At 51.0% G+C, this 19,109-nt stretch carries 16 protein-coding genes; 8 read left to right on the top strand and 8 right to left on the bottom strand.

Going from position 1 to position 19,109, the window contains the following annotated elements; translation table 11 throughout:
* The first annotated feature begins 36 nt into the window (after positions 1-36).
* Together acnD and prpF are read left to right on the top strand one after the other, a co-directional pair.
* Positions 37-2,649 carry a Fe/S-dependent 2-methylisocitrate dehydratase AcnD gene (gene acnD, locus ACY2RQ_RS15950; RefSeq protein ID WP_490113984.1) on the top strand — a complete coding sequence of 871 codons (2,613 nt, stop codon included), beginning with the start codon at positions 37-39 and terminating at the stop codon, positions 2,647-2,649.
* A gap of 14 nt (positions 2,650-2,663) precedes the next feature.
* Positions 2,664-3,842, top strand: a complete 1,179-nt coding sequence (prpF, locus tag ACY2RQ_RS15945; RefSeq protein ID WP_490114052.1) for a 2-methylaconitate cis-trans isomerase PrpF — start codon at positions 2,664-2,666, stop codon at positions 3,840-3,842.
* 304 nt (positions 3,843-4,146) lie between these two features.
* Here prpF and ACY2RQ_RS15940 read toward each other — a convergent pair whose 3' ends face one another.
* Positions 4,147-4,968, bottom strand: a complete 822-nt coding sequence (locus ACY2RQ_RS15940) for a hypothetical protein (RefSeq protein ID WP_490113983.1) — start codon at positions 4,966-4,968, stop codon at positions 4,147-4,149.
* A 143-nt stretch (positions 4,969-5,111) separates the two neighbouring features.
* Here ACY2RQ_RS15940 and ACY2RQ_RS15935 point away from each other — a divergent pair, with 143 nt between their 5' ends.
* Entirely contained in the window at positions 5,112-5,345 is a 234-nt protein-coding gene (locus ACY2RQ_RS15935; RefSeq protein WP_490113982.1) for a hypothetical protein, read from the top strand.
* On the opposite strand, the gene ACY2RQ_RS15930 is transcribed toward ACY2RQ_RS15935, so the two are convergent.
* Positions 5,342-6,409: a hypothetical protein gene (locus tag ACY2RQ_RS15930; protein ID WP_490113981.1), complete on the bottom strand. Its 1,068-nt coding sequence runs from the start codon at positions 6,407-6,409 to the stop codon at positions 5,342-5,344. The genes ACY2RQ_RS15935 and ACY2RQ_RS15930 overlap by 4 nt on opposite strands.
* Before the next feature lie 21 nt (positions 6,410-6,430).
* On the opposite strand from ACY2RQ_RS15930, the gene ACY2RQ_RS15925 reads away from it, so the two are divergent.
* A complete protein-coding gene (locus tag ACY2RQ_RS15925; RefSeq protein WP_490113980.1) occupies positions 6,431-6,667 on the top strand; it encodes a hypothetical protein in 237 nt (78 codons plus the stop codon).
* Positions 6,668-6,723: 56 nt separating this feature from the next.
* On the opposite strand, the gene ACY2RQ_RS15920 is transcribed toward ACY2RQ_RS15925, so the two are convergent.
* The 6 genes from ACY2RQ_RS15920 to ACY2RQ_RS15895 form a co-directional block, all read right to left on the bottom strand.
* Positions 6,724-7,893: a hypothetical protein gene (locus tag ACY2RQ_RS15920; protein ID WP_490113979.1), complete on the bottom strand. Its 1,170-nt coding sequence runs from the start codon at positions 7,891-7,893 to the stop codon at positions 6,724-6,726.
* 191 nt (positions 7,894-8,084) lie between these two features.
* On the bottom strand, positions 8,085-9,332 hold the full coding sequence (locus ACY2RQ_RS15915) for a hypothetical protein (RefSeq protein WP_490113978.1): 1,248 nt from the start codon (positions 9,330-9,332) through the stop codon (positions 8,085-8,087).
* 330 nt (positions 9,333-9,662) lie between these two features.
* Positions 9,663-10,295 carry an N-carbamoylsarcosine amidohydrolase gene (locus ACY2RQ_RS15910; RefSeq protein WP_490113977.1) on the bottom strand — a complete coding sequence of 211 codons (633 nt, stop codon included), beginning with the start codon at positions 10,293-10,295 and terminating at the stop codon, positions 9,663-9,665.
* Positions 10,295-11,047, bottom strand: coding sequence for a maleate cis-trans isomerase family protein (locus ACY2RQ_RS15905; protein WP_490113976.1), 753 nt, complete (start codon positions 11,045-11,047; stop codon positions 10,295-10,297). The genes ACY2RQ_RS15910 and ACY2RQ_RS15905 overlap by 1 nt, the downstream gene beginning before the upstream one ends.
* A gap of 197 nt (positions 11,048-11,244) precedes the next feature.
* Positions 11,245-12,075 (bottom strand): alpha/beta fold hydrolase, encoded by an 831-nt coding sequence (locus ACY2RQ_RS15900; protein ID WP_490113975.1) that lies wholly within the window; start codon positions 12,073-12,075, stop codon positions 11,245-11,247.
* Between the two features lie 17 nt (positions 12,076-12,092).
* Complete coding sequence (locus ACY2RQ_RS15895; RefSeq protein WP_490113974.1) at positions 12,093-13,241, bottom strand: FAD-dependent monooxygenase; 1,149 nt, start codon at positions 13,239-13,241, stop codon at positions 12,093-12,095.
* A 337-nt stretch (positions 13,242-13,578) separates the two neighbouring features.
* On the opposite strand from ACY2RQ_RS15895, the gene ACY2RQ_RS15890 reads away from it, so the two are divergent.
* The 4 genes from ACY2RQ_RS15890 to ACY2RQ_RS15875 form a co-directional block, all read left to right on the top strand.
* The gene (locus ACY2RQ_RS15890) at positions 13,579-14,631 is read left to right on the top strand and encodes a 2,5-dihydroxypyridine 5,6-dioxygenase (protein WP_490113973.1); all 1,053 of its coding nucleotides are present in this window, start codon (positions 13,579-13,581) and stop codon (positions 14,629-14,631) included.
* 115 nt (positions 14,632-14,746) lie between these two features.
* Positions 14,747-15,241 carry a (2Fe-2S)-binding protein gene (locus ACY2RQ_RS15885; protein ID WP_490113972.1) on the top strand — a complete coding sequence of 165 codons (495 nt, stop codon included), beginning with the start codon at positions 14,747-14,749 and terminating at the stop codon, positions 15,239-15,241.
* Positions 15,238-18,177: a c-type cytochrome gene (locus ACY2RQ_RS15880; RefSeq protein ID WP_490113971.1), complete on the top strand. Its 2,940-nt coding sequence runs from the start codon at positions 15,238-15,240 to the stop codon at positions 18,175-18,177. Before ACY2RQ_RS15885 ends, ACY2RQ_RS15880 begins: the two co-directional genes overlap by 4 nt.
* Positions 18,178-18,493: 316 nt before the next feature.
* A partial coding sequence (locus ACY2RQ_RS15875) for a hypothetical protein (protein WP_490113970.1) occupies positions 18,494-19,109 on the top strand: 616 nt, incomplete at its 3' end.

Below are 19,109 nucleotides of genomic sequence, written 5' to 3'. Positions count from 1 at the left end.
AGCCTCCTTAAAATTGCTGATGTTATGGCTGAATACATGAACACCGAATACAGAAAGCCTCTTCCCGGCACCCAGTTGGAGTATTTTGATACCCGCGCCGCTGTGGAAGCCATCAAGCCCGGTGCCTACAACACCCTGCCCTACACCTCCCGGATTCTGGCAGAGCAACTGGTACGCCGCTGCGACCCGGAAACACTCAACGACTGCCTGACACAAATTATCGACCGCAGACGTGACCTGGACTTCCCCTGGTACCCTGCCCGCGTCGTTTGCCACGACATCCTCGGCCAGACTGCACTGGTCGACCTCGCAGGCCTGCGGGACGCCATTGCCGAACAGGGGGGCGACCCATCCCAGGTTAACCCGGTCGTTCCCACCCAGCTGATTGTTGACCACTCCCTGGCCGTAGAACATGGCGGCTTTGAACCCGACGCCTTTGAAAAAAACAGAGCCATTGAAGAACGCCGCAACGAAGACCGTTTCCACTTTATCGAGTGGACCAAAACCGCCTTTAAAAACGTCGATGTCATTCCCGCCGGCAATGGCATTATGCACCAGATCAATCTGGAGAAAATGTCCCCGGTGATTCAGTCCCGGAACGGCGTTGCCTTCCCCGATACCTGCGTCGGCACCGACAGCCATACCCCCCATATTGATGCCCTGGGTGTTATCGCAATAGGCGTCGGCGGTCTGGAAGCGGAAACCGTAATGCTTGGCCGGCCTTCCATGATGCGTCTGCCGGATATTGTTGGCGTAGAACTCACTGGTCAGCGCCAGCCCGGTATTACCGCCACAGATATTGTTCTCGCCATTACCGAGTTTCTGCGAAAAGAGCGGGTAGTTTCGTCTTATCTGGAGTTCTTCGGCGATGGTGCAGCCTCTCTGACTATTGGTGACCGTGCCACCATATCCAATATGACTCCGGAGTATGGAGCCTCCGCCGGTATGTTCTCTATCGATGAACAAACCATCGAATATCTGAAGCTGACCGGCCGGGAGCCTGAGCAAGTAGCACTGGTTGAAAACTACGCAAAAGAAACCGGCTTGTGGGCAGACAGCTTAAAGACTGCGGAATATGAACGTGTGCTGCGCTTTGACCTGTCCACCGTTGGCCGCAATATGGCAGGCCCTTCAAACCCACACCGTCGTCTACCCACCAGCGACCTGAGTGAGCGTGGCATTGCTGTAAACCTCGATAAAGCTCTGGCCGAAGAAGCGGAAGGGAAAATGCCCGATGGGGCGGTCATTATTGCCGCCATCACCAGCTGCACCAATACCAGCAATCCCCGCAATGTGGTTGCTGCCGGTCTGGTGGCCCGTAAAGCCAATGAACTGGGCCTGGTTCGCAAACCCTGGGTGAAGTCTTCCTTTGCCCCCGGCTCCAAAGTTGCCAAACTCTACCTGGAAGAAGCTGGCCTGCTGCCAGAACTTGAGAAACTGGGCTTTGGTATTGTCGCCTTTGCCTGCACTACCTGTAACGGTATGAGCGGCGCACTGGACCCAGAAATTCAGCAGGAAATTATTGACCGGGACCTGTACTCAACAGCAGTTCTCTCCGGCAACCGCAACTTCGACGGCCGCATTCACCCCTACGCCAAGCAGGCATTCCTGGCTTCACCACCACTGGTGGTGGCTTATGCCATTGCCGGTACCGTGCGCTTTGATATTGAGAAAGATGTTCTGGGTACCGACCACAGTGGCAACCCGGTCACCCTGAAAGATATCTGGCCCAGCGACGAAGAAATTGATGCCATTGTTGCCGAGAGCGTAAAGCCGGAACAGTTTAAGCAGGTGTACATTCCCCTTTTTGACCAAAATAATAGCGACCTTGGTAAGGTCGAACAGGCAAAAAGCCCTCTGTACGACTGGCGCCCAATGAGCACCTATATCCGTCGCCCTCCCTACTGGGAAGGTGCCCTGGCCGGTGCACGCACAATGAAAGGTATGCGACCTCTCGCTGTGCTGGGTGACAATATCACCACCGATCATCTATCCCCTTCCAACGCCATTATGATGGACAGCGCGGCAGGGGCTTATCTCCATAAAATGGGTGTACCGGAAGAAGACTTTAACTCCTACGCCACCCACCGGGGTGACCACCTCACCGCCCAGCGGGCCACCTTTGCCAACCCGAAACTGCTGAATGAAATGGTGCAGGAAAACGGCGAAGTTGTGCAGGGTTCCCTTGCCCGTATCGAGCCGGAAGGCAAGGTCACCCGGATGTGGGAAGCCATTGAAACCTATATGGAACGCAGCCAGCCGCTGATTATTGTGGCCGGCGCTGACTACGGCCAGGGTTCCTCACGGGACTGGGCCGCCAAGGGTGTACGGCTGGCGGGCGTGGAAGTGATTCTGGCGGAAGGTTTTGAGCGTATACACCGTACCAACCTTGTGGGCATGGGCGTTCTGCCACTGCAATTCAAAGACGGCGTTAACCGCAAAACCCTGAATCTGGACGGCACGGAAACCTACGATGTCGCAGGCACACCGGCTTCCGGAGCCACACTGACTGTTCTGGTTCATCGCAGAAATGGGGAAACAGTTGAAGTGTCGGCAACCTGTCGCCTGGATACCGCAGAAGAGGTTCTGGTATACGAAGCCGGTGGTGTACTGCAGCGGTTTGCCAAAGACTTTCTGGAGTCCAAATAGCTATGTCAATAACTATGGCCGCCAAACAGCAGATAAAAATCCCCGCAACCTATATGCGGGGGGGCACCAGCAAAGGAGTGTTCTTCAACCTTGAAGACCTGCCCCCGGCCGCTCAGGTTCCGGGGGACGCCAGAAACGCACTGTTGCTGCGGGTTATCGGCAGCCCGGACCCTTACGGGAAACAGATTGACGGTATGGGAGGCGCCACTTCCAGTACCAGCAAAACCGTAATTGTGTCCAAAAGCCAGCAACCAGACCACGATGTGGATTACCTGTTCGGCCAGGTCTCCATTGATAAACCCTTTGTGGACTGGAGCGGCAATTGCGGCAACCTGACAGCGGCCGTTGGCGCTTTTGCTATAAGCCAGGGACTGGTTGAGCCGAACCGGTTGCCGGCCAACGGTCTGGCAACCGTGCGAATCTGGCAGGCCAACATCAAAAAAACCATTGTCGCCCATATTCCCATAACCGATGGTCTGGTGCAGGAAACCGGTGATTTTGAGCTGGATGGCGTCACCTTCCCGGCTGCGGAAGTACAGGTTGAGTTTATGAACCCGGCCGATGGTGAAGGGGCGATGTTCCCCACCGGCAATCTGATTGATGAGCTGGAAGTACCTGGCTTGGGCACATTTAAGGCCACCATGATTAATGCCGGTATTCCCACTATTTTTGTCAATGCTGCGGATATTGGTTACACCGGAACAGAATTGCAGGACGCGATTAATGGTGATAATAAGGCACTGGCCAGATTTGAAACCATTCGCGCCCATGGGGCTGTGCGTATGGGGCTGATCAATCATATTGATGAAGCCGCCCAGCGCCAGCATACACCCAAGATTGCCTTTGTCTCTCCGCCGAAAGATTACATATCATCCAGCGGCAAATCTGTAGCAGCCAAAGATATTGATCTTTTGGTCCGGGCTCTGTCCATGGGCAAACTGCACCATGCCATGATGGGTACAGCGGCTGTGGCTATAGGAACAGCAGCGGCTATTCCCGGAACTCTGGTCAACCTGGCTGCGGGAGGCGGAGAGCGGGAAGCTGTTCGCTTTGGTCACCCGTCCGGCACCCTCCGTGTAGGTGCACAGGCCACCGAGGTTAACGGGCAATGGGTTGCCGATAAAGCGATTATGAGCCGCAGTGCCCGGGTGTTAATGGAAGGCTGGGTACGTGTACCTGAAGATACTTTTTAAAGCGCCTTTAAATTGCTTTTAGGGGCTGTTGACGTTTCGTCAAAGATCTTGAAATGAGACCGCAAATCCGCAGTATTGCGGTTACTACACCTGCATTACTACGGATTTGTAATGTCTCGTACCATGCTCACTGACGAGCACGGTCTTGGCAACAGGTATACCAACTTTAAGCAATGCGCCTTGAACCGAGTTGAGGAGCCGGAAAAGGTTAACGATGGCTAATTCTGCGGACGCTGGAGAAGAATCCGGCGAGTCAAGAGGTGTCTGTTGCAGCGGGTTTATCTGGTCGCTGTAGCATTCTTGTTCAGGGCGAGCAGGCACCCTCACTGTCGCTGAGACCGGGAAACTCCGGCGGGGGGACATAGGTTGGGCTGCCTTCTACGGTGGTTATAAGCAGCTCCTTTGGCATTTCTGGAAATTGTCCACGAACAAAGAAGTCATCCGCTCTTATGAAATAAGGCTCCTCGTCCTTATAAAAACCAACCATGTTCGGAAGCCCTTGTGGGTTAAACCGGCTGACACCAACCTCATTAACCCTGAACCCATTGACTTCGATATTGTTCACTTTGGCAGCTTTCAGGCCAGCGAGCAGTTTTGGAATGACTTTCTCACCGCAGCAGGAAAAGACGTCTATCTGATCGACTTTTATTTGATAGATTTGAAAAAATTCGCCAAGCTGCTGGCCAAATTGTTCGGTGTTATAAGTGATTTTTCTATTAGAGAATTCAAACTGTAATTGATCCCCTCCGCCATGCATTTCCAGGACCACTCTACCATTGAAATGTAATGGATTTTCCTTTGTAAGAGACAGAAAAACAAAGCGCCAGGATTCTGTAATCGACTGTCTTTCCGCTGCAGAAAGCGACATAGTTTCTATGGGTGGGGTGGTAATAATGGCGGCATTCAAGAATCCAAGATTATTTTCCGGGAGTCTCATAAGGGGTGAATTCTTGTATAGAGTTGTAACCTGACTGAGAGTGCTGATGAGCAGAGGCCTGTCTTCTGTTAAGACCGGCTCACCAAATATATTGTACATGTAGCTGGGCGTAGGGGCGAATACCTGTAAGCTCAGGATAATTGAACTCCCAAGGAACAAAATTTGTGTCAGGGCCTTTCGTGTCATCATCAGAGTAGGCTGTCAGAACTTAGCTGATTAATAGGACCCGAAGTGTGACTTTTAACGGACTCCGAAGAGGGGCATGACTACTGTCTAATACATGGCTACTGTCTAATATTTGTTCAGCAAAAACACACCAGACAGTGACTGTCATGTTCCTCGAAGAGTTTATCATCAGTGTCTTCTGTCTGATCGACGATTTGTACTCCACCCTGCTGCGTACCCCCATCCGGCAGCGAGGTTTTCCTCCCAAGCTCTCAGATAGCGAAATGCTTCTCGGGGATAAAGGATATATACGCCCTGACTTCAAGAAGGAATGTGAGGCGCTGGGGTTGCTCTGTTCAGTTCTGGGGAAATTGATGCAATCACCCTGGGGCTACGCTTAAAAAGCAGAATCTGCTCGAAACAAACTCACAAAAAGTTGCCTGGATGACTGATGGCAGAACAGAAGATTCTCTAGAACGGATGCAATATAACCGTGCTCTACCCGAAAAACGGCATGATTGGGATGGCAAACCAGCCAGCTATCTTTGGTTTCGCGAATCAGCCCAAACGGTATACTGCATTTATTTTCACCATCAATAGCCTCAATATAAACAAGATCCCCCGGGCGGCTCTGGGAAAAACAGGAATCAAACTTTTCGGCTACACACTCTGAATCAGTAAATTCAATCAATGTTCTCGAACAAATTTCATTGTTCTTACTGCTCTCCAGCTCCTGGGTTTTCAGGTCTTTTAAAGGCACATTATAAAGTTCACCCCCTTGCACGGGAACACAGTGGTACCTATCCAGAAGCCCTTCAAATAAACGGAATCTCTGCACAGCAGGATTCATAGTACCTTCAATCAGTTTCGCGGCTTTATCCTCGATTTCATTGTAGTTTCTTCTGCCGGCCCCCAACAGCCACTGGCTAACACAGGCTATTCCTGCAGGATAACGCATCTTCCCATCCCCCGGCAGTCCAGAAAATAACCACCACAGACAACCTCCCGCCAGGTCTCTATCCGCAACAAGAGTGACCGAAGAGTCTTTCCTCTTGCACATGGATAACAGGAACTCTTTCTGGTCTTTGGGGTTATTCATACGTGCGCTTTCAACAACCTGTTTTCGCACACTTTCTGAAAAGTTGCTCCTTAATTTCACCATTAAAGGATTCAGGCAGCGCCTCTCCAACACCAGAGAACCTGCCCCAACTCCGGCAGCGGAACCTATAGCGACAATGATACGTTGTTGTAGCGGCTTATCTTTCAACAGAAACAAACCACCAATAGCTGCAACCCCCATCGCAAACCAGGAGAAGCCACTGTAAACAGCCTTAACGCCGGAAACGATATTATTCAGGGAACTATTTGTGCGCTGGTCTACAATCTCCTCAAACATCTGCCGCCTGGTAAGTGGGCTTTCTATCTGTACTCTTTCGGTCTGTACTGCTCCCAGTGGTGCTGACATAGCCGTGACTCCCCATTCCATATGAAGTTAGATATTTTATTTGGACAGGCTTCAGGGGAGAAAAATCAACAACACATTAAAAACGTATCAAGATTGTTATGGGAAATAACATTAAAGTCAGCGGGCAAATCAATGAACCACCATTCAGGCATTCCAATATTTGCGAAAAGAGGAATACCTGAACGGTTGAAACAGCACTTATCAGTGCCAGAGCGAGAATTTATTTCCAGGGAATGGGGTAGGCCTCAAACCGGTTAAAATTCTTGCTCTCATCATTTGGATCAGATGATGAGTATACCGTCAGCAAACAAGGCTCACCGCCACACTGGGCTACGACGCCAGCCTGATACCCCCTTGCCGTGTTCAAATCCTTTTGGATCATAAGTAGCACCCATAACCTGCTGCTGAGCATAGGTTTTGGTCTGGGTATCATATTGAAGAATCCGGCTTGGCTGGCCGTCATCCAAGCCTCTGGTATCATAATCAAAGAGATAAATATAGCGGCAGTCTGGTGTCCAGGTCGCAGACCACTGACGGGGAAAAGAGTTATCCCCATTGGTAATAAACTGCTCTTCTACTTTATTGCTGTTCAGGGAGTATCTGGCCAGTTTGTTGTAGCCTGGTTCAAAAAAGTGACCCGGTTGACTCAGATCAGTCGCCAGCATCCAGATATCCCCTCCACACTGGGCAGCATAACCACTAAGCCAGAGTGGAGACTCAGGTACGGCAGTGGCACCTTTGGCTTCTGTTTCGCTTAAAGAATGAACTGAAAGGCTGGCAAACTGATCATCCGTATTGTTAAACCTGGCTTGAGTCAAAACATCAAAGGCAACATTTGTTACATCTGTTGCATTTAAAGGAGAGTTGTATTTATAGACGTACGACCCCAGCAGATACACCGTTGAATTATCCTTTATTGAAGGAACCAGAGTCGAATACGTTCCCTCAACAGGCCCCCTGAATTTACCTCCCACATTCATTTCCGGGGGTGACACATCATAGCCATCACTTAGCAGTCTTTGGTCAACCGTGGATATTCGATAAACCTTGTTCTCACTTACTTCCCCACCTTGAATACCCAGAACCATCACCGAATAATTATCAGCAGCTTTGGCTATTGCCCGGGTAAAACCCTGAGCAGCGTTTGGCCCATTGAAAGTTATCGGGGAAAACTCAGTTCCGGAATCCAGATCATAGACATTGACCTTATTCTCCTCTATCGGCAGAGAATAGACGGTATGGCCAACGATAACAGACTGGCCGCTGGCTTCATCCAGTTTGAGATGAACCTGCTTCTTTTCAAGGTCTATGGAGGTATCTCCCGCGACTGCGTATTTGCCATCATCAGACACACTGACACCGGGGCTGATGTCCCCCTGTGACAGGTCAACCGTGAAAAGAGGCTTCAGATCCTGGGCCAAGGCATATACAGACAGCAACGCTGCCCCGAGAAGCAGGCTGGTATAAACCTTCTGGTATTTCAACGTGTTCCTCACCTATTGTTTCCGGTAGAAACCCTTATAGAGCGCAGCCCACAGAATAAATTCAGTCGCACTGTAAAAAATGTGAGTAAACTGACTTGCCTGTTAGAAAACCATAAAAAAACCGGCCACAGTCAGCCGGTTCTTACCACAATTCCATAAAGAGCCTGTTCACAATCTGCAGAATAAAAAAGTCATCTTTCCTGTGATACGGCGGCTGGCGGGCAAAGAACAACTGTTTTTCCGGCACCGATAATCCTTGCCTTCACCTGTCTTCTGGCGGCCCACTTCCCGATTGTGTCCGGGATAATTCCCAGCATATCTTCACCGGAATCTATCTCTATCCTGTAGTCTTCCTGCACATTGAACTCTTCAGACTGTAAACAGTAATTGTCTAAAGGTTTTCTGTCGGAGCCATACCATTGCTCTGGACTTACATCGCAGTTATGGAAGCGGTAAAACAAACGACCATGCCTGTGTAAGTTATGCAGCGCCCAATCTGGAGTATTCTCCTCACTGCTTAACAAAAAGGCATGCATAAGCGGTTGTCTGTTCTTCTGAATGTAACCGGCATCAAGAAGCTCCAATTTTACATAGGCCAGGCCATCATACGTTCTTACTTTTTTGTCGGTTGTAGAGAAATAAACCGGCGCTGTGACCTCTTCCCCAGGCTTAATACTGATCACTTCAGGCTCCTGCGATTGCCTGAAAGAGCGACCGAAACTGTTTCTGTCAGGAATACCTTTCTGTATTCTCCAGTCAGCATCATTATCCCGCAGACGTATCTGCTGCAGCTTGGAAGTTTCATTGATAAGGGTAATATCGAAGGCGTAGTGAATGTTGTACCGTTGCTCCTGACCCGCATACCCTGCCGCTCCTTTATCTTTGAACCATACCGGCACCGGTGAATCATCTTCAATGGCAATAACAGGAAGAAAACACGTTTTACCCGAAGATTCTCTCATACCAAGTGGATAATGGTGTGCCCAGTACTTCCGGGTATAGTCAGTCAGATGGCTGCCTGTATGAATAGCGTTGAGCCTGCTGTCTGAGAAAGTACCGGAACTTATGGTACATCCATAAAACTTCACTTGAGCGCAGCCTGCATAACCGGTATCACAATTCTCTTCACTGCACATACGGCATGTGTAATGAAGAGAGTGCGGAGGAAAAGTGTCTCCTGAAGCACCGGACAGCGTTACGGTAAAGGATTCTTCCCCCGGAGGGAAAGTGGCACTATTGAAATAGACTGGTATGGGCTGATGGTCCCCTGAAGAAATTCTATAAGAAGCCTTGCTGTCCGATGAAGATGCTGAGAACCCAAACCGCATGCCTCCGGTGGGACTCTCAATATCCACTTGCTGGGGGTGAATGCTTTTGTTGTACAGGACAAGAGAGAGGTAATGCTTTCCCCTGTCATCTGCGTATCCGAATGAGGCCAAAGAAACTGCTGCTAAAAAAACGGTAGTGATTTTAACAACGAGCATACTTCTCACAGAACATATTTGTGAAATGTTCATGGCACAGCGCTCTCATTTAAGAGTGGCGAAAAATGAAGCTTGAACCTAATAAAAATAATCTATGCAGAAATAGAAAATATAACTCTTTACTCTAAACGACAGTTTTTCTCTTATAAGTGACGAACCACTGTGACATATGATAACAATCATGCCGACACCCTGAAAAACAATGGGACCCCAGCATCCGCAGACCTTGTCAGACTATAAAAAAACCGGCCATAGTCAGCCGGTTCTTATCACAATCCCAGAATATCAGCGGAGATATTCCAGATATTCCTGACCTGAAATCACATCGCCATATTTGCTGTCGATATCGAACAGGTTGGCTTCATGGGGCTCGGGATGACGATCACCCACACAATCCCGCAATACCATAGTACGGAAGCCATGCTGAACAGCATCCACAGCAGACGCTCGAATACAGCCACTGGTGGAGCAGCCCATCAGCACAACTGTATCCACACCCTGAGCATGAAGAGTGGTCGCCAGAGTTGTACCAAAAAAGGCGCTGGGATACTGCTTGCTGATCACCAGCTCACCATCAGCAGGCGCGACCTCTTCACAAAAGGCCGCCAGAGGATTGCCTTCCACCATATCTTTCATAACCGGTGCCTTCTTCACCCATACGCCACCATCCTGAAATGTTTCAGGCTGGTAACGAATATTGGTATGAATAATCAAGGTACCGGACTCCCGTGCCGCAGCCAGAACCGGCGCGGCACAGGTAACGGCATCCACGACACCAGGCGCATATAGCGGCGCGCCTTCTGTGGTGTAACCCTGCATAAAGTCGATAACCAGCAGCGCGGCCTTGTTGCCAAAGCCGATACGGTTACCCCATACGCCTTTGTAGTTATCTTCAGCACTCTTGTCAGGCGCTGTCATCAGTAAGCTCCGGACAGCAAAGCACCTGCACCTGGAACAACAGCTTCCAGCTCCAGTGCTTTGAGCATCTGGTAAGTGGTAGCAACAGCAGCGGTCACAACAGGCTTGCCGGTACGGGCTTCAACCATGGGAATAGCGGGCAGGGAAGGCATCTGTACGCAGGCAGACAGTACCACGGCATCCACATCGTCCAGATTCATGGAATCAACAATATCCGGCAGGTTCATGGGATCGTGACGGGCCACATCCAGGTTATTGGGGATTTCCAGGGCACGGTAATCCAGAACCTCAATACCTTCGCTGCGGATATACTCAACCACCAGTTCGGTCAGGGGCTTCATGTAAGGAGCAACCAGTGCAACCTTCTTGGCTCCCATCGCTTTGATACCTTCCACCAGGGCACCAGCACTGGTAACCACTGACGTTTTGGCATCATTTTCAATGGTGCGCTGGGTCAGGCGCTTTTCGGACTCACGGTGATAACCAAGGCCCATGGCCATAATCGCTACCAGGCAGGCATAACCCATAACATCAACCTGAGCATCACTCAGCTCAAGGGCGCAACGATCGGACTCTGCGTCCATTGCTGCCAGCTCTTCTTTCTTTACGGTTTTCATCCGCATCCGGCTGGAATGAAAGGTAAAACGCTCCGGACGAATCTGCTGACGGGCAGTCAGCATGGCCGGGATTTCGGTTTCCATGGTGATGTTGGAGCTGGGGACAATCTGCCCGATACGGTAAACCTTGCTCATTGTTTTTATCCTTGTATCTCGTTTATTCGTTTCCAGCCGGAAGAAAGGGAGTATGTTTTCCGCGCGACGGGGCTTTCCTGCCCCGATGCGCTCTCAGGCCATCCCTGGCCTGCTAGCGACTTGATACATGGATGTATCACTGGAGCGGAAATACCAACCCGAGTCCGAGCCCGGAAACCCGATGCGTTTAAAAACTCTTACAGCCTGCAGCCAAGGAAATCCCCAAAGCCTTCAAAGAAACCAACAAAATCATCCCAGGGAATCATATGACCGGCCTTCTCCACATGGCTGATCTGGATAGACGGCAGCAGCTCTTTAAACTCCGCCTCATCCACAGGCTCAATCACACCGCCCTTACCGGCCACCATCAACAATGTAGGAACCTTCACTTCTGGGAGATACTGATGAATATCCACAGTGTGGAACTCTTCAAAACTGGTCACAATCGCAGGGGAATAACAGGTGTGCAGCCACTCGCAGCGTAACTGTAACTGCTCATCGGTCCAGGTCGCGCAGTAGCCACGCATGGTTTCAATATCACAACCAGCGGTGGCATCACGGATAGAGTCAACATACCAGGGCAGCTTGCTCGGATAGGGCCTGCGGCCAGGGCCGGATACCGGCGGATCAACCAGAACAAGTTTCTCCATACCTGGCGCGCCTTTAGCCGCCGCACGAATACCAAAACGGGCACCCATGGAGTGACCAACCAGCACATAATTATCCAGATTCAGAGCCGCAGCGAAGGCGATAATATCGTCCGCGCAGGTATCCGTATCGTAATCCAGCTCCGGGCCGGTGGACGACAAACCACGGCCACGGACATCAAGAACATAGGTATCAAACTGTTCTGCCAGGCGCTCCGCAACAAACTCCCAGGTAATGGCCGGGCTGGTAATGCCCGGAACCAGAATCAGGGTTTGACGTGCTTTTCCAGTAGAAGAGCTGTCGTCCTGGCCGCCGTATCGAAGGTAGTGCTGGCGAATGCCGTTGGCATTCACGTTCGCACCATAAAGAAACTTGCTCATTATTATTCTCTGTTTTTTTAGCCTTCGCGAAGGGTATCTTCAAAGGCGTTGTAACCATAACACCAGGCCGGGTCTTCCTGGGTCTGGAACCAGGTATTGGCAATGGAAATCTGCTGTACCTTGGTAGCCCGGTCTTTACGGGTGGCTTCGTACATTTTGAACGCCGTCTGGTAATCATCCAGACCGGTTTCCTGGAAACAGCGGGTCAGGATAGCCGCATCTTCAATGGCCATGGTGGCACCCTGGGCCATATGGGGACGCAGAGGATGACAGGCATCCCCCAGCATAACCAGACGACCACGGCTCCACAGGGGCAAAGGGTTACGGTAGCGAAGGGGCCACTTGGTGACGTGGTCCGTGCACTCAACCAAAGCCTGAACAATAGGATGATAACCTTCAAAAGCTTCAAACAGCTCTTCCCGGTTACTGAGCACATTAGACTGGTCGCCGAAATCCCATGGCTCATGGGGAACACCAGTTACGTAATAATATTCACTCTTATCACCACGGGTGTGATAAACCATCATATGGCGATCTTCTGTCCACCACTTGATGCAATCCTCAAAATCAAGGTCATACTTTTTGAGCTTCTCACCATCGATCAAGGCACGGTGAGCGACTGTACCGCCGTAAATCGGCTCATCAGCCCCCAGCAGAATGTCACGGATACGGGAGTTGATACCATCAGCACCAATCACCAGATCAGCACGGGCTTCGGTTCCGTCGGCAAATTTCAGGCAGACATCATCACCGGAATCATCCACATCCTCCAGGGACTTGCCAAAGTGCAGGCGACTCTGGTCCAGGGATTCAATCTGCACAGCGTGCATATCGCCACGATGAACAGTGATGTAAGGAGCGCCATATTCCTTAACGGCAAACTCCCCCAAGGGGATACGGGAAATATATTCACCGGTCTCACCGTCCCGGTTCAGCCAGAAGTCAGGGTGTGAGCCCATTTTGCACAGGGCTTCTTCCAGCCCCATCTTCCGGAAAATATGCATGGCGTTGGAGCTGACATGGATACCGGCACCCAGGCGGGAAAACTCCGGTGCCTGTTCATAAACATCGACGTCAAAACCGGCCTGTTGCAGCAGACGACCCGCAGCAGCGCCGCCCAATCCCGCGCCAATAACGGCTATCGTCTTATTGTTCTTATTCTGCATTAACCACTCCAGGTGCTTTATTCAGGGACTTCTTTAGAAACCTGTTCTTTTAATATTCAGTATGAAATCATTGATAATTAGAGTGTACACACTGCATATTCCCAAAGTAAACACTTTACCTTTCTGCACCCTGCGCTTTACTGGGAAAAAGCGGGTTTCACCGCTTTAAAGCACGATTTAAAGAGAAAGCACTACGATGATGCAGAGGATATAAAGAATCTCTTGCCCCTCAACAATTCGCTTAACATTTTCACGAACACATAATAAAGTGAATGAAAAATACAATGTACACACTAATTAACTCCAACAAGAATCCATAAAAACAGGGAGATGAGTAATGCCTGTCAGCAATGCGGAACTCACCAGCCACTTTGAGCATGTTCTGTCCCTCTCAAAAGTCGACAGCACCCAGAGCGTCGCCATCCTGAAGAGTCACTACTCCAACGAGAAAATCGTGCGGGCTTCCATGGAAGCAGCACAGCGACTGGGAGCGCAGACCTATATCGTAGAACTGCCGTCGTTTAATGCCCCCATGGCCATGGGCAATGATATGACCGCCTACTGTGGTGATACCGCCCTGACCGGTAACACCGCAGCCCAACGCGCTCTGGAAGCGGCGGATATGATTGTGGACACCATGATGCTGCTGCATTCCCCCGAACAGGAACAGATCCTGAAAACCGGCACCCGTATTCTGCTGGCCGTTGAGCCCCCGGAAGTGCTGGTCCGTATGCTGCCCACAGAAGAAGACAAGGCTCGCGTAGTTGCTTCACAGGAACTGTTGGCCAAAGCCAGTAGCATGCGGGTGACCTCCGCTTCCGGCACAGACTTTCTCGCGCCCCTGGGTCAGTACCCCGCCGTGACCGAATATGGTTATGTGGATGAACCCGGTCGCTGGGATCACTGGCCCAGCGGTTTCCTGTTCACCTGGCCCAATGAGAATGAAGCGGAAGGCACCATTGTTATTGATGAAGGGGATATCCTGCTGCCCTTTAAAAGCTATGCCCGGGACAAGATCACTCTGGAAGTCGAAAAGGGCTTTATCACCAGGATTCACGGTGGTTTTGAAGCGGAGTACCTGCGGGAATATATGGCCTACTTCAAGGACCCCGAAGTCTACGGCATCTCCCATATTGGCTGGGGGCTGCAGCCCCGGGCCCAGTGGACCGCCATGGGCCTGCACGACAAAAACGACGGCATGTGTATGGATGCCCGGGCTTTTGAAGGTAACTTCCTGTTCTCAACCGGCCCCAACACTGAGGTAGGCGGCACCCGTAAGACACCCTGCCATATGGATATTCCCCTGCGTAAGTGCACGGTTTACCTGGATGATGCTCCTGTGGTGAAGGACGGCACGGTAGTTGCTCCTGAAGTAGCTGTGCTGAAATAGTATGAGTATGTGCCTGGACTCGATGTTGGTATTTCAATATTGGAGTAACGTATCTACCTCCGTTATTGTTACGTTATTAGAAAAACAATAAAAATATTTTTCGCAGGATGCTGTAATGGAGAAATCCCTGAATCTTGTTGTTAACGGCGAACCGGTAAGCTTTGATCTTCCACCGGAAACCCCTCTGCTTTATATCCTGCGGAATGATCTTGAACTGAACAGCCCCAAATACGGCTGTGGCCTGGGGGAGTGCGGTTCCTGCACTGTTCTGGTGAATGGTATGGTTGCCCGTTCCTGTATGCTGCCCATTGGCCGGGTACAGAACTGCGAAATCACAACTCTGGAAGGGCTGGGAACCAAAGAATCCCCGGATATTGTTCAACAGGCTTTTATCGATCAACAGGCCGCCCAGTGTGGTTACTGCCTGAACGGCATGATTATGACCACCAAAGCCCTGCTGGCCCAGGACAGCAACCCTTCCGACGACAAGATCAAATCAGCTCTGAAGCACAACCTCTGCCGCTGCGGTACCCATGTGGAAATTATCAATGCAGTTAAACAGGCTGCCCAGAACCTGCAGCAACAGGCGGAAGGAGCAAGCGACCAGTGATCTCCGAAAGTCCGGTGAAAGACCAGCTTACCTTAGATATACACGAACAAAATCTCTTATACGGTGTCGTTATACGGCCACCGGTTTATCGAGTAGTAAACGGTCATTTCTTCTGCTCACCTTTTATTAATCTTGATAACTCCATACTCACCAACCAAAAAGAAAATATCCGGATTGTCCAGAAAGGCAACTTCATTGGCGTTGTTGCCGACACACCTGAACAGGCAACCAAAGCCGCACAGCAGTTAAAAGTCTCCTGGGAGCAGGCACCTGCCCTACCGGAAACATCATCCTGTGGAACAGACCTTACCAGTGGCCAGACTTTTTCCCGGAAATATCACTGGCCAAACCGTATAGCCCGTAAAGACCAAAAGGGCTGGATTACGGCCTGCGCTCAGAAAGGCACGGTGGATGTACAATCTGCCACACCTCAGCTACTGCACTCGGAACTTTCTGCACTGACCGGCTTGAATAATCTCTCCATCAACAGTCAGCGTTCTGATGCTTTAATCCGTGACTGCCGGGATGATGCCGCCGCCGATGCCCTGATCTTATCTCAGGAAACAGGCCATCCCGTCGCAGTCTGGATAGATGCCGACAGCGCACGAGACCGACATGCCTTAGGTCAGGCCCAACAGATTAATCTGGAAAGCTGCCATAACAACAGCAATGAAAACAGCTCGCTGCGTTACAAACAGCACAGCGCTTCCAGTACCGCGCCCGTGTTGGCTTATCTGCTTATTCATGGCAATACACAGCCCAATCCCTGTGGTGAATCAGCGTCGTTTTCTTTCCCTTACCATTTTGACCAGCAGCATATTACCAAGCCGGAATCCGGTTATCAGCCTGGAGAATTTGCAACATCTCAAACAACGTTTGCCAGGGAATCCTGGATGGATGAACTGGCGGAAGAACAGCAGCAGGACCCGGTTAACCTGCGCCGAAAACAGCTAAAGGATCAGCGCGGTATTGAGCTGATTAACTCAGTGAGCAGCAAAGTAAACTGGTCTCCCGCAGCAACCCATTACGGTCTGGCAGAGTCGCCTTTTCAGGATATTGTTCACGGTCGGGGCTTTGCCTACAGCCATCGACAAGATGCGGAAAATAACGGGGAAGAAGATAACGGCACCCGTTCGGCCTGGGTTGTGGATATCGCCGTTAATAAACTAAGCGGCGAAGTGACTTTGAATCGGCTGGTTGTCGGCCAGGATGCGGGCAAAGCCATTACTCATAACGCTGAGGATTACGAAGCACTGAAGCAACAGTTACAGAGTGAGCTTCTCTCTTCATCATCCACACCGTTGCTGGAAGGCCAGAGCTTTGATCAATGGTCATTGTCTGAAGCAGCATCTGAACAGAGCTCCGTCCTTTCTCCCCAAACAGCAAACTCATCACTTTCGCTGCGTGCAGAACCGGAACAAGAAAACGGCAGCAAGACCAGCCCTGTTCGTTATGCGCCGGGCGTGCTTGATCCGGCAATAGCGGCTGTTTCCAATGCTATTTATAACGCTACCGGCCTGCGTTTCCGCCAGCCGCCTTTTTCACCCGAGTTGATTCGGGAAGGTTTAACCGGCAATGGACTTATTGAGAACAAAGAACAATCGTCGTCTGACAAACCCTCAACACCCGGCTGGAAAAAATGGGCCACAGCAGCGGCCGTTTCCGTAGCAGGAGCTGCAGCCCTTGCCTGGCCCTGGAAAGGAGCCATTGCCCCCATAACCCGCCCACCGGCCAATCTCTACTCTCCGGAAACCATTGAACGGGGACGCCTGGTGGCAGAAGCCGGAGACTGCGCGGTCTGTCATACTGAGCTGAAAGGCGGTGCACCCAATGCCGGTGGTCGCCCTTTTGAAACACCTTTTGGCACGGTATTCAGCAGCAATATCACTCCCGATGAAACCACCGGTATTGGTAGCTGGTCGTTTGAAGCCTTTGACCGTGCCATGCGCCAGGGCATCAGCCGTGATGGTAAACAGCTCTATCCCGCGTTCCCCTACACTTCTTTCGCAAAAATAAGCGACAGCGATATGCAGGCTTTGTACGCCTATCTGATGGCCCAGCCTGCGGTCAAAGCGGCGACACCCAAAGCCGAGATGAACTTCCCCTTTAACCAGCGTCCGCTTATGTCTGGCTGGAACGCCATGTTCCATGACCCCAAACCCTTCCAGCCTTCACCGGAGCGTTCAGCCCTCTGGAACAGGGGTGCCTATCTGGCAGAAGGACTTGGACATTGCGGTGCCTGTCATACCCCACGTAATTTATTTGGTGCTGAGAAAACCGGCAGCAGTTACCTGGCCGGTGCTATGGTCGACGGTTGGGAAGCGCCACCTCTTAACCAACTTTCCAATGCCCCTGTTCCCTGGACCGAAGACAGCCTGTTTGAATATCTGCGCACAGGCTCCTCCGAACAGCATGGCGCTGCGGCAGGGCCTATGGCTCCTGTTGCTGCAGGCTTAAGTAAACTGCCGGAAGCAGATGTTCGGGCTATTGCCCATTATGTTGCGTCGTTTATGAATCCGGTCAGCGAAACAAAAATCGAACTGGCACAACAGGCACAGACCCTGACCCGGCAAACAGCCACCCGCCATCTGGAAATGGAGCAGAGCCAGCGTATTTTCGACAGCAGCTGTGCCGCCTGCCATACAGAAGGAGAGCTTCTGTCGTTTACAGGTGCGTCCACCAGCCTGGCGCTTAACAGCAATATCCACAGCGACCAGCCGGATAATGTGATTCAGGTCATTCTCTATGGTGTTCAGTCCAAGACTCTGGATATCCCCGCCCTTGGGATTATGCCCGGGTTTAAGGACAGCCTGAATAATGAGCAGGTGACCGGGTTAGTTAATTATCTGCGGGGGCGTTTCGCGCCGGAGAAACCGGCCTGGAATAATGTAGCGGAACGGGTGGCAGAGTACTGGAATAATCCCGGAACCCATTAAAATGCCAGTTCACTCGCTCTGGCAGCTGGACGTCTTTTTTTTAACCAGATGGAACCCCGGAACACTGACCGAACGCTCATCCTTGAGTAGAGGGTCAGATCACTATCTGTCCGGTTAAGCATAACCAGAAGTCCAATAGAGGCTGAATCGTCAAGGTTATCCTAGATAACAATGGTAAATTCATTAAGAGCAAGAGGAAGTTGAATGAAGTCCGGGGAAGGTGAACATACCTGCCCGGACAGGCACCTTGGCAGATTGGATTGTGACCTATTCTTGTTCCTGGCGTTTTATATTCAGTTTTCTGGAGTGCTCTGATATGAATGCTGGCACCCTCAACCGTATCCGCCTCTCTTGTATCGATATCTCTGTAAGTGGCCTGATAAAGGCGACGCGCGGAGTTTGTCTGGCCGGGGGGTTGTGGTTCTGTTCCCCAATTGCGGTGGCGGGCCTTGATCAGATCATTGCCAGCATTGAGGCGACGCTGGGGCGTTTGCCCGAGAAAGAGAAGGTTCTTGTTGTTCTGATGAGTATTCAGGAGAGCAACACGGCGATATTCAAAGAAGCTTCCAACCCCCAGGGACTGGCTGATATTACTGGTCTGATAATCCGTTTCAGGGAAAACAAGAGGGTTATTTTCGCTCTTTTCAATGTAGCAGATTCTGGCAGCGCCCCCCCTGGCGTTGTGCTCTATGTGGTCCAGATGGAACGCCAGGACATGTTCATAAGACAGCGCTTCAAGGTGATGCTGACGGGTGTCGATCAGAGCAGGGTTATGTGCCCGGAAGCGGATTTAAATCAACATGAGGACTTCCCGTCCTGGGCAGATTCATACAGTATTCTACGAAAGATAGGCGTCAGGGACATTTACATTACCGGCTGTAACAACGATACCTGTATGACAGTGGCGGAAGCGTGGAGCAGGGTCAAGCATG

This window comes from Parendozoicomonas sp. 209JJ7-1 (assembly GCF_058147085.1).
The sequence above is the reverse complement of the archived record's forward strand: the minus strand, read 5'-3'. Positions and strand labels throughout refer to the sequence as shown.

Coding starts and splice junctions, on each gene's coding strand:
- acnD (WP_490113984.1), top strand. CDS start 37: ATGAACACCGAATACAGAAAGCCTCTTCCCGGCACCCAGTTGGAGTAT.
- prpF (WP_490114052.1), top strand. CDS start 2,664: ATGGCCGCCAAACAGCAGATAAAAATCCCCGCAACCTATATGCGGGGG.
- ACY2RQ_RS15940 (WP_490113983.1), bottom strand. CDS start 4,968: ATGATGACACGAAAGGCCCTGACACAAATTTTGTTCCTTGGGAGTTCA.
- ACY2RQ_RS15935 (WP_490113982.1), top strand. CDS start 5,112: ATGTTCCTCGAAGAGTTTATCATCAGTGTCTTCTGTCTGATCGACGAT.
- ACY2RQ_RS15930 (WP_490113981.1), bottom strand. CDS start 6,409: ATGTCAGCACCACTGGGAGCAGTACAGACCGAAAGAGTACAGATAGAA.
- ACY2RQ_RS15925 (WP_490113980.1), top strand. CDS start 6,431: ATGAAGTTAGATATTTTATTTGGACAGGCTTCAGGGGAGAAAAATCAA.
- ACY2RQ_RS15910 (WP_490113977.1), bottom strand. CDS start 10,295: ATGACAGCGCCTGACAAGAGTGCTGAAGATAACTACAAAGGCGTATGG.
- ACY2RQ_RS15905 (WP_490113976.1), bottom strand. CDS start 11,047: ATGAGCAAGGTTTACCGTATCGGGCAGATTGTCCCCAGCTCCAACATC.
- ACY2RQ_RS15900 (WP_490113975.1), bottom strand. CDS start 12,075: ATGAGCAAGTTTCTTTATGGTGCGAACGTGAATGCCAACGGCATTCGC.
- ACY2RQ_RS15895 (WP_490113974.1), bottom strand. CDS start 13,241: ATGCAGAATAAGAACAATAAGACGATAGCCGTTATTGGCGCGGGATTG.
- ACY2RQ_RS15890 (WP_490113973.1), top strand. CDS start 13,579: ATGCCTGTCAGCAATGCGGAACTCACCAGCCACTTTGAGCATGTTCTG.
- ACY2RQ_RS15885 (WP_490113972.1), top strand. CDS start 14,747: ATGGAGAAATCCCTGAATCTTGTTGTTAACGGCGAACCGGTAAGCTTT.